This is a genomic window from Marinobacter alexandrii, from assembly GCF_005871205.1.
In the GTDB taxonomy this organism is placed as follows: Bacteria; Pseudomonadota; Gammaproteobacteria; order Pseudomonadales; family Oleiphilaceae; genus Marinobacter; species Marinobacter alexandrii.
Genome location: NZ_SWKM01000015.1, coordinates 352,171 through 366,119 on the forward strand (window position 1 = coordinate 352,171; position 13,949 = coordinate 366,119).

Here is a 13,949-nt window from a genome sequence, read left to right on the forward strand (position 1 = left end):
CAACTCACACCACCAAACTGAACAGTTACGGCGCGCTTGGCGAACCAAAAAACTAAAGGCGACCACCGGGACCAGGGTTATGCGAAAAAACGAACGCGCAGAAGAACGACAGCTCGTAACCGACTCCTGGAACCGCTGCCTGGCCTGGGGCCTCAGCCACGATGACAAACCAGTAGCCCGAACCGCCGACCCGGCCTATCTAAAAGACGTCGAGCTGAAGCACACCGAACTGATGGCCAGCACCGCCGCCGAAGTGGTGCCCTATTACCGGAATGTCCTGTCCAGCAGCCGCTGCCTGATCCTGATGACGGACCCGGCCGCCACCATCCTCAAAAGCTGGGGCGACGAACGCGTCACCGACGTCCGCCTTCGACCCTGGCTCCAGCGCGGCGCCAATTGGCAGGAATCCCTTTGCGGCACCAACGCCATTGGCACCGCAATCGCCAACCAACTGCCGGTGCAGGTCCAGCGCAACGAACATTTTCTAAAGCAGTTCCGCAGCCTGATTGGTTCGGCCGCGCCTATCTTCGACACCCGGAAACAGCTCGCGGGCGTGCTCAGCGTGTTCAGCGACGCCTACCTGCCCCAGGCCCACACCCTGGGCATGGTGCGCCTGCTGTCTCAGTCGGTGGAGAACCGGTTGATCATCCGGCAATTTGAAGCCAGCCACGTCCAGATCACCCTGAATACCACCGCTGACAACTTCGACAGCCCCTGGTCCGGCATCCTGATGTGCGACAGTGCGGGCAAGATTGTGGCCAGCAACCAGCGCGCCGACCAACTGCTGGCCACCAGCACGGTCCAGCGTTACCTCGACGATCTGTTCACCAGCTCCCGCCAGCATATCCTGGGGCACCCTGACCACACCGCCATTCAGCTCGTCACCAAGGGCAAAGTACGACTGAGCGCCCGACTGAAGCGACCTTCTGAGCCCGCCCGGGCTACTACCACCACAACAGCTGGCGCCGGCAGCCACGAAAAAACACCGCCCCAGGATCTCTCCAGCCTTGAGTACGGTGACAACTCGGTGCGGCGCTGTGCCGATCAGGCGCTGAAAGTGCTCCAGCGTGGGGTACCGGTACTGATCACCGGCGAAACAGGGGTGGGCAAGGAGGTAATGGTAAAAGCCTTGCATCGTGCAAGCCCGCGCTGCGACGCCCCCCTGGTAGCGGTCAATTGCGCGGCCATCCCGCCTGAACTGGTGGAGTCGGAGCTGTTTGGTTACGAATCGGGTGCCTTTACCGGCGCACGGGCACAGGGCTCACTCGGTTTAATCCGGAAAGCCAACAAGGGCATCCTGTTTCTCGATGAAATTGGCGAAATGCCACTGGCAGCCCAATCCCGCCTGCTTAGGGTACTGCAGGAGCGGGTCGTCACGCCGGTTGGGTCGACCGAGAGTAAGCCCGTAGACATCCTGCTCGTCACAGCGACTAATAGGCCCCTGTCCTCCCGGATCGAGGCCGGCCAATTCAGGGCGGATCTGTTTTACCGGATCAACGGATTGTCGGTAAAGCTTCCGCCACTGCGCCAACGCACCGACAAGCGGGAGCTCATTCAGGATATTTACCGCCAACACCGGGACCCGGGCCAGCGAGAGGAATTAACCCCGCAAGTGCTGTCTGCGCTGGAAAATCATCCCTGGCCGGGCAATATTCGCCAGTTGGTCAATGTGCTGCGGGTCGCTATCGCAATTGCAGACGGCGAAGAAGTGGATATCTGGCACCTGCCGGAGGATTTTCTGGCTGAATACGACACTGTGTCACCCACCCGGCAGAGCCGACCGGATCGTGCCGCCCAAGCCAGCTCGAGCAGTCCGTTGCAAGAGCACGAGCCAACCACCGACCCACTGACCCAAACTCTGCAGGTGTACCGGGAGTGCACAGGTAATGTGTCGGAGACTGCGCGACAGTTGTCCATCAGCCGCAATACGCTCTACAAGCGGCTGCGCGAGCTGGGAATCCGCTGATTCAGAGCCGGCCGATCGCCTCAACCCAGCCCTGGTAGAGTCGGTCCCGGTGTTCCTTGGTCATCACCGGTTCAAAACGACGATCGCATCGCCATAGCCCGGTCAACTCCTCCAGTGAGCCATAAACCCCGGCCCTGAGTCCCGCCAGGTACGCGGCTCCCAATGCGGTTGTTTCGACCACCGATGGCCTGTCCACCCGCGCACCCAGGATATTGGCCAGGAATTGCAACACCCAGTTGTTCGCCACCATGCCGCCGTCGACCCGCAGGTTAATGGCACGGATACCGTCGTGCTCCATGGCCTTTTGCAAATCCTTGGTCTGGTAGCAAACCGATTGCAGACCCGCGGTGACAATTTCCTTGATACCCGTGTCGCGGGTGAGGCCGAAGATCGCACCTCGCGCGTTCGGATCCCAGTAGGGCGCACCCAGGCCGGTAAACGCGGGAACCAGATAGACACCATGATCCAAAGGGGTCTGCTCCGCCAAAGGCTCGGTTTCACAGGCATCCCCGATTAATTTCAAGCCATCCCTAAGCCACTGAATGGCAGCCCCGGCCACGAAGATGCTGCCCTCCAGGGCGTAGGTTGGCCTGCCATTGAGCCGATACGCCACCGTACTCAGCAAGCGGTGCTCTGATGCCAGAGCCTTGTCGCCAGTGTTGAGCATCAGGAAGCAGCCAGTGCCGTAGGTGCTTTTGGCCATGCCCACATCGAAGCAGGTCTGACCAAAAAGCGCGGCCTGCTGGTCCCCGGCAATACCCAGCACCGCCGAACCATTCAGTGCGCCACCCTCGCTGATCTCACCAAAGTCGTCGGAAGAGTCCATCACTTCCGGCAGCAGGGAGGCTGGAATTCCAAACAGGGCCAAGAGCTCCTCGTCCCAACATTGCCGATGAATGTCGAACAGCAGGGTACGGCTGGCATTCGTCGCATCGGTGCGGTGCGATTGTCCTCCGGTCAGGCGCCAGAGCAGGAAGCTATCGATGGTACCGAAGGCCAGTTCTCCCCGTTCAGCCCGCTCCCTAACCCCGTCAACATTGTCCAGAATCCAGCGAATCTTGGTGGCGGAAAAATAGGGATCGATCAGCAAGCCGGTTTTGCTCGCGACCAGAGCCTCCAGCCCTTCCTGCTTCAGGGATTCACAGTAGGCTGCGGTGCGGCGATCCTGCCAGACAATGGCGTTGTAGACCGGCTCGCCGGTTTTTCGGTCCCACAGAACCGTGGTTTCCCGCTGGTTGGTGATGCCCACAGCCAGCACCTGATCATCCCCACCACAGGCCTCCGCCATAACCTGATCGCAAGTTGCCCTGACCGATGCCCAGATCGCTTCCGGGTCATGCTCGACCCAGCCACTGGCAGGAAACTGCTGGGGAAACTCCTGCTGCCGGGTAGCGTGGATCTTTCCGTCAAGGCCAAACAGGATAGCGCGGGAACTGGTTGTTCCCTGATCAATCGAGAGAAGGTACTGGGTCATGGGCTGCTCGTCATCCGGATTCTTTTTATGAGGTTTTCTTGTGAGGTTCTATTTTTTTCGGATTTTTACCTTTTTGAACATAAATGCCAAGTGATTTTGCCAGTCGGGTCTGGCCCAAACGAGACAAGCTATTAAAAAGGCTGCACAAACTGACCTTAAGCACTAAACTTCGAGAATGTTTTCAGACGCTCACTATTTCGCAACAGCAAAAAAGATCACGCGGAGGTAATTGCCATGGCACAGCGGCGCCGACAGGATTTGATCATGGAGCTGATCCAACAGAACGGGTTTGTCACCACCGAGCAACTCGTTGATCAATTCAAGGTGACGCCCCAGACCATCCGCCGGGACTTGAACGAGCTTGCCGAGCAGAACAAGCTTCGCCGTCACCATGGCGGTGCCGGCATCGACTCCAGCACCACCAACACCGCATACCAGGCCCGCAAGATCATGGACCTGGAGGCCAAGGAACGGATCGCGGCCGCTATGGTCAAGATGATTCCGGACAACTCCTCCATGTTCATCAACATCGGCACCACCACCGAGACCATCGCCAAGGCCCTGCTGGAGCGGAAAAACCTGCAGATAGTCACCAATAACCTGCACGTTGCCTCCATCCTCGCTGCGAAAGAGGATTTTCACGTGATCATCGCCGGCGGTGAAGTTCGTAATCGCGATGGCGGCATTGTGGGAGAGGCCACCCGGGACTTCATCAATCAGTTCAAGATGGACTTCGGCATCATTGGCATCAGCGGAATCCACAGCGACGGTTCGCTGCTGGATTTCGATTACCGCGAGGTGCGCGTGGCCCAGGCCATCATCGCCAATTCCAATCAGGTTCTGCTGGCAGCCGACCACACCAAATTTGGCCGCAACGCCATGGTGCGCCTGGGTAACATCACCCAGGCAGACCACGTATTCACCGACAAGCAGCCACCCGCCGAGATCAGCCAATCCCTGGCCGAACACAACGTTGAACTGCACATCGTTTAAAGCATTCCGCACGACGAAGTAGCCTCCAGAAACGGCTCTCCAGAACGCCATTCGCCTGCCCGGGCATCGGTCAGAACCAACCTGAGACTGCGGCTATTTTTTTCGTTTTTTTTCTCTATTTTCCTTTACGAATATGTTCCGCTTTCGCATAATGATCGTATCGTTAAATCTGGTCGAAAAGTGCGCAGGCAGGGAGCGACTTTTCTGGCGCTGACTTTTTGGCTCAGGCAGGAGATAGGCAGCAATGGCTAATGAACACGAACACTATGACGTTGTCGTCGTCGGCGGCGGGGTCAACGGCACCGGTATCGCCATGGATGCGGCAGGCCGGGGCCTGAAGGTACTGCTGTGTGAAATGAACGATCTTGCATCGGCAACCTCCTCCAGCAGCAGCAAGCTGATTCACGGCGGCCTGCGCTACCTGGAGCATTACGAATTCCGCCTGGTGCGGGAAGCCCTGGCCGAGCGCGAGTCACTGCTGCGCAATTCGCCCCACATCATGTGGCCCATGCGCTTCCGACTGCCCCACCGCCCTCACCTGCGTCCGGCCTGGATGATCCGCACCGGCCTGTTCCTGTATGACCACCTGGCCAAACGGGAATTGTTGCCGAGCTCTCGCTCGATCAAGTTCGACAGCTCCGATCCTCTCAAGCCGGAAATTACCAAGGGTTTTGAATACTCGGATGGCTGGGTGGACGATGCTCGCCTGGTAATCCTGACCGCCAAGAAAGCCGAGCAGTCCGGTGCCCGAATCCTGACCCGCACCAAGTGCGTGAAGGCCGAACGCGGCTCCGCCGATTGGAAGGTGACGCTCCGGAACATGGCTGACAACTCAGAAGAGACCGTAACCACCCGGCTGATCGTCAACGCCTCCGGCCCCTGGGTCAGTAGCCTGTTTGGCGAAACCCTGTCGATGCCGGCGCCCAAGATGATCCGCATGGTGAAAGGCAGCCACATTGTCATTCCCAGAATGAACAAGGGCACCGAGGCCTACATCCTTCAGAACGAGGATGAGCGCATCGTTTTTGTGATCCCCTACGAGGATGAATTTTCCCTGGTCGGCACCACTGACGTGGATTACGAGGGCGATCCCAGGAAAGCGAAGATTTCTCCTGAGGAGACGGAGTACCTACTCGATATCGTCAACGCCCATTTCAAGCGGCAGCTGACGGCCGAGGATGTGGTCTGGTCGTACTCCGGCGTGCGTCCGTTGATGGATGACGAGCAGGAGAACGCCCAGAAGGCTTCCCGGGACTACTCGTTTGAGGTCAGTGCCGAGGACGGCAAGGCGCCGCTGATTTCGGTCTTTGGCGGCAAGATCACCACCTACCGGAAACTGGCGGAAGCGGCCACCGACAAACTGTGCCAGTTCTTCCCGAATGCCCGCGGCCGCTGGACCAAGACCGCCACCCTACCGGGCGGTGATTTCGACAATCACGACAGCCTGGAAATCAAAATGACGGCCGATTTCCCATGGCTGGACAAGGCCGTCATCAGCCGCTACGTGCGAACCTACGGCACCAGCTCCTACGAAATCCTGAAACAATGCAGCAGCATGGCGGATTTGGGCATTCATTTTGCCGGCACGCTCTATCAGGCCGAAGTGGAGTACCTGGTGGCTCAGGAATGGGCGCACACCTCCGACGATATCCTCTGGCGACGGACCAAACAGGGGCTCTATGCGAGCGAGGATAATGTCCAGGCGCTGGAGCAGTTCCTGACAGAGCACGCCACCGGCGACAATGGCAGCGGCCCGTTGCACCAACACGCCTGAGGCTTAACCGAACACATCGCTCCGGCCGGATGAACTTCCGCCCGGAGCTTTTTTTGGCGATTATTCTTTCAGCAACTCGGCCACCCTCTCCTGCACGGCCGGCACCACGTCCTGCTCAAACCAGGGGTTTCGGCGTAGCCAGAGGTTGTTGCGAGGGCTTGGATGCGGCATCGGGACCGCCGAAGGCCAATAGTCCTGCCAGTGACGGACCTGCTCGGTGACCGAGCGGGATTTTCCTCCAAGATGCCAGGCGTGGGCATACTGACCAATGACCAGAGTCAAACCGATGTTAGGCAACCGCCTGAGCAGCTCCGAGCGCCAGGCCGGCGCGCATTCCGGCCGCGGCGGTAAATCGCCGGATTTGCCGGTGCCCGGATAGCAGAAGCCCATGGGCAGAATGGCCAGTTTTTGCTCGTCGTAAAACGTATCCCGGGTCACCCCCATCCACTCCCGCAGCCGGTCACCACTGGGATCATTGAACGGCAACCCGGTCTCATGAACACGCCGCCCGGGAGCCTGACCCACGACTAAGATCCGAGACGATTCGGATAGCTGAATCACCGGCCTTGGGCCCAGGGGCAAGAACTCGGCACACAAGGTACACGCCCGCACCCGCGCCACTAACTCTGCAAACGATAACTCGCTCAATTCCATAGGCTTTGCAAAACAGCCTCCTGATCATTGCGTACGAACGGCTTTCGCCTGACTATAGGCTCTTCAGTGTATAGGAGAAAACCCGATGACCTCCACGGCCAGCGCCCTGCCAGACATCGATGTTGAGGAATTTCGGAAAGTGGTCCGCAGCCGCCGTTCCATCCGCCGTTTCAAGCCAGACCCGGTCCCGAGGGACATCCTGAGTGAATGCCTGGAACTGGCGATGTTGGCGCCAAACTCCAGCAATTTGCAGCCGTGGGAGTTTTTTGTGGTGGAATCGGCGAATCTGAGGGCCAAGCTGGCAACAGCCTGCCTGGGACAAAATGCGGCCAAAACCGCACCGGTGCTGATTGCCATCGTCGCCCGCACCGACACCTGGCGCAAACACGCGCGCCAGGCCCTGGACGAATGGCCGGAAGCCTCACTGCCGCCCATTGTCGAGAAATACTACCGCACCGTTGCCCCCATTCATTACAACCAGGGCCCGCTGGGTGTTTTTGGTCTGACCAAGAAAGCCGCTGGCATGGCCCTGGGCGTGCTGCGCCCGGTTCCCCGCGGCCCATCCTCAATCAGTGACATGAAAGTCTGGGCGACAAAATCAACCGCGCTGGCAGCCCAGAACCTGATGCTGGCTCTGCGTGCCCACGGCTACGATTCCTGCCCGATGGAAGGCTTTGACGAGTGCAGAGTGAAGTCGCTACTGAGGATTCACCGAAAAGGCCTGGTCACGATGGTACTGGCAGCGGGTAAACGCGCTGACAACGGCGTTTACAACCGCCAATACCGGTTCGACCATGACCAACTGGTGCATTACCTGTAACAGGCAGCCCCGATCGCCGGTCACACTTCGGGGTTGGCCAGTGCCTCGGCAGCACCCAGTAACCCGGTGTAAGGCTCGGTCACCACGAACACTGGTGTGAACTCCAGCAGTGGTCGCATCCGACCTTTGTCTTCAAACCCCTTCTGGAAGGGACTCTCCAGAAAAAAATCGAGGAACCGGGGCAGAATGCCGCCACACAGGTAGACACCACCCGTACCACCGACCGTCAACACGCCGTTGCCCGCAACCCGCCCCAATATTTCACAGAAGTGGCGAAGGGTGTGACGAGCCAGGGAATCAGCCTGCTCGAGAGCTGCCGCAGTGATCTTTTCCGGCGCATCAAGAGGTGCAGCAACACCCTGGATCTCGGCATGGGCCTGATAGAGATTCAGCAACCCCTGGCCACAGAGGATCCGCTCAACGGACACCCGCCCGAACCGGGCTTTCAGAATCCGCAGGATGGCCATTTCGGTGTCATCGGTGGGGGCAAAATCCACATGCCCGCCCTCGGTCATCAATGGCACCCAACCGTGCTGCAAGGGCACCAACCCGGAGACGCCCAGCCCGGTCCCCGGACCAATGACGAGCCGCGCACGGCGGGGATCGCCCGGTCCGCCACACACCCGCACCAGGTGCTCTTCCGGCACATGGGGTACCCCCAGCGCCATGGCGGTGAAATCATTGATGACCTTGAATGCCCGCCAGCCAAATTGCGCCCGAACCTCTTGGGTATCAAAGCGCCAATGGTTGTTAGTCATTCGGATCTGGGTGCCTCGCACCGGTGAGGCAACTGCAAAACACGCCTCATTCACTTCGCCCATCCCTACCCGAGCAAGGTAGTCCGTCACTGCGCTGTCGATATTGTCGTAGTCACCGCAGCGGAGCACCTCAATGGCCTCTGGGCGAACCTCGCCCTGCTTCACCAAAGCGAAGCGGGCGTTCGTGCCACCAATGTCACCGACCAGTGAATACTGTGTGCCTGTGTCCGTCATGCCTCATGGTTCCAGAAGAAGCTAGCGCCTTGTTCCGGGGTGCTAGCGGAGCGACGCATCCAACCAAACAATTCCCGACCGTAGCCATGATGATACGCGCTCAGGTCCGGCTTGACAGACTCGCGCTTGGCCAATTCCGTATCGTCGATATCGATGCGCAGAGATCCGGCTTTTGCATCAACGCAAATCCAGTCACCGTCTTTGACCCTGGCAAGCGGGCCGCCATCCAATGCCTCCGGATAGACATGAATGGCCGCTGGCACCTTACCAGATGCGCCAGACATCCGACCATCGGTAACCAACGCCACCTTGAAACCACGATCCTGCAACACACCCAAATAGGGGGTGAGCTTATGCAACTCAGGCATCCCGTTCGCCTTCGGCCCCTGGAATCGGACCACTACCACGCAGTCTTTATCCAGGTCACCGGCGTCGAATGCAGCCTTCAGGTCGTTCTGGTCATTCAACACCACTGCCGGTGCCTCCACGATCTGGTGTTCTTCTGCCACAGCGGAAACCTTGATCACACCACGCCCAAGATTGCCATCAAGCACCCGCATGCCGCCATCGGGCGCGAAGGGCTCAGAGGCCGAACTCAGGACATCCGGACGCAGACTCTTTTCCGGCGCAGGCTTCCATACCAGCTTGTCGCCTTCCAGCTCCGGCTGTTGGGTATAACGCTCCAGGCCATGGCCCATCACCGTTTCCACGTCGTTGTGCAGATAGCCCCCGTTGAGCAACTCACGAATCAGGAATGGTGTTCCGCCCGCCTCGTGGAAGGCATTTACATCTTCCTGACCATTTGGGTAGATACGGGTCATGGAAGGCACTACGGAGGACAGCTCAGCGTAGTCGTTCCAGTCAATGATAATGCCGGCCGCCCGCGCAATGGCAATCCAGTGAATGGTGTGATTGGTGGAGCCACCGGTTACCAGTAGTGCAACCAAAGCATTCACGATGTTCTTTTCATCCACCATGTCACCCAGGCCCAAGTTACCACCGTGGGGTTTCGACAATTTGATGACCTGCTCCGTCGCCGCCTGGGTGAGACGGTCCCGCAGTGGGGTGTTCGGATTAACAAAGGCCGATCCGGGCAGATGCAGGCCCATTACCTCCACCAACAACTGGTTGCTGTTTGCGGTGCCATAGAAGGTGCAGGTGCCCGGGCTGTGGTACGACTTGCTCTCAGCTTCCAGCAGTTCTTCCTTGCCAATCTTGCCTTCGGCATAAAGCTGCCGGATACGTTGCTTTTCCTTATTAGGCAGCCCCGAGGGCATCGGCCCCGCAGGCACGAGAACGGTCGGCAGGTAGCCAAAACTCAAAGAGCCAATCAACAACCCCGGTACGATCTTGTCGCAGATACCGAGCAAGAGCGTGGCATCAAACATGTTGTGGCTCATGGCCACGGCGGTGCTCATGGCAATAGTGTCGCGGGAGAACAAACTCAGTTCCATACCCGGCTGGCCCTGGGTAACACCGTCGCACATCGCCGGAGTGCCTCCGGCAAACTGCGCCACCGAGCCCATGTCGTGGGCCGCCTTGCGGATCATGTCAGGGAACTTTTCATACGGTTGGTGGGCCGAAAGCATATCGTTGTATGCCGACACGATGGCGACGTTGGCCTTATTCATGAACTTCAGGGTGTCTTTGTCGCCCTGGCTGCAGGCAGCAAAACCATGGGCAAGATTGCCACAGGAGAGACTGCTCCTATGGGGGGACTGAGCCTTCAACTGATCCATCCGGTCGAGATAGTCCTGCCGGCTGGATCGACTGCGCTCGATGATTCGCTGGGTAACCTTGTCAACAGTGGGATGCATGATGGGGCTCCATTGGTCGTGTAGAAGTCTTGTTAGGTTGAGCGTAATTTTACGTTCTTTTTTGACATCTTTCACCCAAATATCGTTCAAAATTTCTTTTTTTGTTGTTATATTTACTACATTGCACCAAACAAACGTACAAAAAACACCCAATTTAGGAGTCGTAAGATGACTATTCGCATCGCAATTAACGGTTTTGGCCGGATCGGTCGCAACATTCTTCGGGCACTTTATGAAAATAACTACCGCAAACAGGTTCAGGTTGTCGCCATTAATGATCTGGGTGACGCCGAAACCAACGCCCACCTTCTGAAATACGACAGCGTCCACGGTCGTTTCGATGGTGTGGTTGGTCATGATGCGGAATCCCTGACAGTCAACGGCGACCGCATTGCCATCTCCGCCATCCGTTCGCCAGAGGAACTGCCCTGGCGAGATCTGCATGTGGACGTCGTGTTTGAATGCACGGGCCTGTTCACCAAAAGAGACGCAGCTGCCGCACACCTCAAAGCAGGTGCCCGAAAAGTCATTATCTCCGCGCCGTCGCCCGACGCCGACGCCACTGTGGTCTATGGCGTCAATCACCAGAGTCTGACCGGTGAACACGACGTTATCTCCAACGCCTCCTGCACGACCAACTGCCTGGCGCCGATTGTTGAAGCCTTGCACGAAAGTGTTGGCATCGAAAGTGGATTGATGACCACCATTCACTCCTACACCAACGATCAGAAACTTAGCGATGTTTACCACACTGACCTGTACCGGGCCCGGTCAGCTACCCAGTCAATGATCCCGACCAAAACCGGGGCCGCTGCCGCCATTGGCAAGGTGATCCCGGCACTGGATGGCAAGCTCGACGGCCTGGCCGTCCGGGTACCCACCATTAACGTGTCACTGGTAGACTTCGGCTTTATCGCCGGTCGCGATACCACCGTGGAAGAAATCAACACCGCCATTAAAGTGGCAGCCGAAGCTAATCCGGTTCTGGGCTTCAACATCGAGAAGCTGGTCAGTGTAGACTTCAACCACAACGCCCTTTCAAGCGTTTTCGATGCCAATCACACCCGCGTTCTCGGCCGTCACGTGAAAGTCATGGCCTGGTACGACAATGAATGGGGCTTCTCCAACCGAATGCTCGACAACGCAATTGCCCTGATTAAGGCCGGCCAGTAATTCTGGCCGCCTGGCGCAATTCCACTATTTTTAAAGAGACGCACCCGATTAACCATAGGACACCAACCATGCTCAGGCGCACCAAGATTGTCGCCACACTCGGTCCCGCGACCGACTCTCCCGAAGCCCTCGCCGCCATTATCGGCGCCGGCGTCGACGTTACCCGACTGAACTTTTCCCACGGCAGTGCGGAAGACCACATCCAGCGTGCCCGCCAGGTACGCGAAGCGGCTGCCGCGCAGGGCCGGTTCGTTGCCCTGCTGGCCGACCTGCAGGGCCCGAAACTGCGGATTGCCCGTTTCGCCAACCACAAGGTTACCCTGACAGCCGGCCAGAGCTTTGTGCTCGACGCCAACATGGACAAGGAAGCCGGTACCGAAACCCACGTCGGCATCGATTACGAGCAATTGATCGAGGATGTACATCCGGGCGATATCCTGGTTTTGGACGACGGCCGAATCGAGATGGAAGTGCAGTCTGTGGACGACCACAGCATCACCTCCACTGTCCTGATTGGCGGCCCCCTCTCCAACAACAAGGGCCTGAACAAACGCGGCGGCGGCCTGTCGGCGGATGCCCTGACCGAGAAAGACAAACAGGATATCGTGACGGCTGCCCGGCTTAACGCCGACTATGTAGCGGTATCCTTCGTGCGGACCGCCGAGGACATGCACACGGCTCGCCGACTACTTAAAGAAGCAGGCTCCGACGCCGGCCTGGTTGCCAAGATCGAACGGGCCGAACTCGCCCACGACGTGGAAGCCCTGGACGCCGTTATCGAAGCCTCCGATGCGGTCATGGTGGCCCGTGGTGATCTCGCCGTTGAAATCGGCGACGCGGAACTGGTCGGCGTTCAGAAGCACATCATCCAGCGGGCGCGGGTACTGAACCGTGCGGTCATTACCGCCACCCAGATGATGGAATCCATGATCACCAGTCCAATGCCCACCCGCGCCGAGGTGTCAGATGTCGCAAACGCGGTCATGGACTACACCGATGCCGTAATGCTGTCAGCTGAAACCGCAGTCGGTGATTATCCGAAGGAAGCCGTTGAGGCGATGGTTCGCATCTGCCTGGGCGCTGAGAAGCACCCGTCAATGCACCAGTCCAAGCACCGGATTCACGAGAGCATGGAGCGCGTCGACGAGGCTATTGCGCTGTCGTCAATGTACGCGGCCAACCACCTGGAAGGTGTCGCTGCCATCATCTGCATGACCGAAACCGGAGCTACGCCGCGACTGATGTCTCGCATCAAGTCCAGCCTGCCGATTTTTGCCTTCTCCCGTCATCATTCAACTCAGCACCGGGTAGTCATGTTCCGGGGCGTCCAGACCATACCGTTCGACTCTGCCAAGATTCCGAACGAGCAAACCAATGCCCTGGCCGTGTCAGAACTGGTTAATCGTGAGGTTGTTAGCGAGGGGGATCTGGTGGTGATTACCAAGGGCGACTACGTGAATGCCCAGGGTGGTACCAACACCATGAAGATCGTAAAGGTGGGTTCAGAAATCCGCTAATACGGGGATCGATGACCTGTGTTCACACTTCGAACAGAACACTTTGAACGGAGCGTGAACAAACCTTGCGGCCAGCGTTGTTATTGGCGCTGGCCGCAAGGGCACTTCTTACAAGTCCGCGAGACTGTCTCGCGCAATCTTAGTGATCTGCGCCCAATCTTTGGCAGCAACCACATCCGCAGGTGTCAGCCACGAACCGCCCACCGCCTTCACGTTCTTCAGCGCCAGGTAGTCTTTCGCCGTATCGCGACGAATACCGCCAGTCGGGCAGAAAACCACATCACTAAATGGCCCGCTAAACGCCTTCAGCGCAGGCACACCGCCTGACACTTCCGCCGGGAAGAATTTGAACTCGCGGTAACCCAGGGCATAGCCCATCATCAGTTCCGACACGGTTGAAATGCCGGGCAGCAACGGAGCTTCCGAGGTTACGCCAAACTCAAGAATGGCTTCAGTCACACCAGGGGTAATGACAAACTGCGCTCCCGCCGCCTCGACCTGGCGATACTCGGCCACACTGGTGACCGTGCCGGCGCCAACCCAGGCATCAGGAATGGCTTCGCGCACGGCTTTGATCGCGGCGACACCGTGCTCGGTCCTGAGGGTGATCTCAAGCACGTTGATACCACCGTCAACCAGCGCCTGGCACAGCGGAACAGCGTCTTCCAGTTTATTGATCGCGATAACCGGCACCAGGGGCGAGGCCGCCAACACGGCCTGAACGCGCTCGCGCTGGAATTCAGAAAGTTGGGTCATGGGTTTTTACTCC

11 protein-coding genes are annotated in these 13,949 nt (G+C 58.4%); 6 read left to right on the plus strand and 5 right to left on the minus strand.

Annotated features, from left to right (window positions below):
- The first annotated feature begins 79 nt into the window (after positions 1–79).
- Entirely contained in the window at positions 80–1,966 is a 1,887-nt protein-coding gene (locus FCS96_RS17800) for a sigma-54-dependent Fis family transcriptional regulator (protein WP_138441711.1), read from the plus strand.
- Position 1,967: 1 nt separating this feature from the next.
- On the opposite strand, the gene glpK is transcribed toward FCS96_RS17800, so the two are convergent.
- Positions 1,968–3,440: a glycerol kinase GlpK gene (gene glpK / locus FCS96_RS17805; protein ID WP_138441712.1), complete on the minus strand. Its 1,473-nt coding sequence runs from the start codon at positions 3,438–3,440 to the stop codon at positions 1,968–1,970.
- A gap of 234 nt (positions 3,441–3,674) precedes the next feature.
- On the opposite strand from glpK, the gene FCS96_RS17810 reads away from it, so the two are divergent.
- Entirely contained in the window at positions 3,675–4,433 is a 759-nt protein-coding gene (locus FCS96_RS17810; RefSeq protein ID WP_138441713.1) for a DeoR/GlpR family transcriptional regulator, read from the plus strand.
- Between the two features lie 244 nt (positions 4,434–4,677).
- Positions 4,678–6,207 (plus strand): glycerol-3-phosphate dehydrogenase, encoded by a 1,530-nt coding sequence (gene glpD, locus FCS96_RS17815; RefSeq protein ID WP_138441714.1) that lies wholly within the window; start codon positions 4,678–4,680, stop codon positions 6,205–6,207.
- Between the two features lie 60 nt (positions 6,208–6,267).
- On the opposite strand, the gene FCS96_RS17820 is transcribed toward glpD, so the two are convergent.
- Entirely contained in the window at positions 6,268–6,861 is a 594-nt protein-coding gene (locus FCS96_RS17820) for a uracil-DNA glycosylase family protein (protein ID WP_138441715.1), read from the minus strand.
- An 85-nt stretch (positions 6,862–6,946) separates the two neighbouring features.
- Between FCS96_RS17820 and FCS96_RS17825 the strand changes: the two genes are divergently transcribed.
- On the plus strand, positions 6,947–7,681 hold the full coding sequence (locus FCS96_RS17825; RefSeq protein WP_138441716.1) for a nitroreductase family protein: 735 nt from the start codon (positions 6,947–6,949) through the stop codon (positions 7,679–7,681).
- A gap of 20 nt (positions 7,682–7,701) precedes the next feature.
- Here FCS96_RS17825 and FCS96_RS17830 read toward each other — a convergent pair whose 3' ends face one another.
- Both FCS96_RS17830 and edd read right to left on the minus strand, forming a co-directional pair.
- Positions 7,702–8,673 carry a glucokinase gene (locus FCS96_RS17830; protein ID WP_138441717.1) on the minus strand — a complete coding sequence of 324 codons (972 nt, stop codon included), beginning with the start codon at positions 8,671–8,673 and terminating at the stop codon, positions 7,702–7,704.
- A complete protein-coding gene (gene edd, locus FCS96_RS17835) occupies positions 8,670–10,490 on the minus strand; it encodes a phosphogluconate dehydratase (RefSeq protein WP_138441718.1) in 1,821 nt (606 codons plus the stop codon). The genes FCS96_RS17830 and edd overlap by 4 nt, the downstream gene beginning before the upstream one ends.
- Positions 10,491–10,658: 168 nt before the next feature.
- Between edd and gap the strand changes: the two genes are divergently transcribed.
- Both gap and pyk read left to right on the plus strand, forming a co-directional pair.
- Positions 10,659–11,663: a type I glyceraldehyde-3-phosphate dehydrogenase gene (gap, locus tag FCS96_RS17840; protein WP_138441719.1), complete on the plus strand. Its 1,005-nt coding sequence runs from the start codon at positions 10,659–10,661 to the stop codon at positions 11,661–11,663.
- 68 nt (positions 11,664–11,731) lie between these two features.
- A complete protein-coding gene (gene pyk / locus FCS96_RS17845) occupies positions 11,732–13,180 on the plus strand; it encodes a pyruvate kinase (protein WP_138441720.1) in 1,449 nt (482 codons plus the stop codon).
- Positions 13,181–13,288: 108 nt separating this feature from the next.
- Here the strand turns inward: pyk and FCS96_RS17850 are convergent, their stop codons facing one another.
- A complete protein-coding gene (locus tag FCS96_RS17850; RefSeq protein ID WP_138441721.1) occupies positions 13,289–13,936 on the minus strand; it encodes a bifunctional 4-hydroxy-2-oxoglutarate aldolase/2-dehydro-3-deoxy-phosphogluconate aldolase in 648 nt (215 codons plus the stop codon).
- Between the last annotated feature and the right edge of the window lie 13 nt (positions 13,937–13,949).

What these genes read in the sequence shown, in the direction of transcription:
- FCS96_RS17800 (WP_138441711.1), top strand. Translation starts at nt 80, where the DNA reads ATGCGAAAAAACGAACGCGCAGAAGAACGACAGCTCGTAACCGACTCC.
- glpK (WP_138441712.1), bottom strand. Translation starts at nt 3,440, where the DNA reads ATGACCCAGTACCTTCTCTCGATTGATCAGGGAACAACCAGTTCCCGC.
- FCS96_RS17810 (WP_138441713.1), top strand. Translation starts at nt 3,675, where the DNA reads ATGGCACAGCGGCGCCGACAGGATTTGATCATGGAGCTGATCCAACAG.
- glpD (WP_138441714.1), top strand. Translation starts at nt 4,678, where the DNA reads ATGGCTAATGAACACGAACACTATGACGTTGTCGTCGTCGGCGGCGGG.
- FCS96_RS17820 (WP_138441715.1), bottom strand. Translation starts at nt 6,861, where the DNA reads ATGGAATTGAGCGAGTTATCGTTTGCAGAGTTAGTGGCGCGGGTGCGG.
- FCS96_RS17825 (WP_138441716.1), top strand. Translation starts at nt 6,947, where the DNA reads ATGACCTCCACGGCCAGCGCCCTGCCAGACATCGATGTTGAGGAATTT.
- FCS96_RS17830 (WP_138441717.1), bottom strand. Translation starts at nt 8,673, where the DNA reads ATGACGGACACAGGCACACAGTATTCACTGGTCGGTGACATTGGTGGC.
- edd (WP_138441718.1), bottom strand. Translation starts at nt 10,490, where the DNA reads ATGCATCCCACTGTTGACAAGGTTACCCAGCGAATCATCGAGCGCAGT.
- gap (WP_138441719.1), top strand. Translation starts at nt 10,659, where the DNA reads ATGACTATTCGCATCGCAATTAACGGTTTTGGCCGGATCGGTCGCAAC.
- pyk (WP_138441720.1), top strand. Translation starts at nt 11,732, where the DNA reads ATGCTCAGGCGCACCAAGATTGTCGCCACACTCGGTCCCGCGACCGAC.
- FCS96_RS17850 (WP_138441721.1), bottom strand. Translation starts at nt 13,936, where the DNA reads ATGACCCAACTTTCTGAATTCCAGCGCGAGCGCGTTCAGGCCGTGTTG.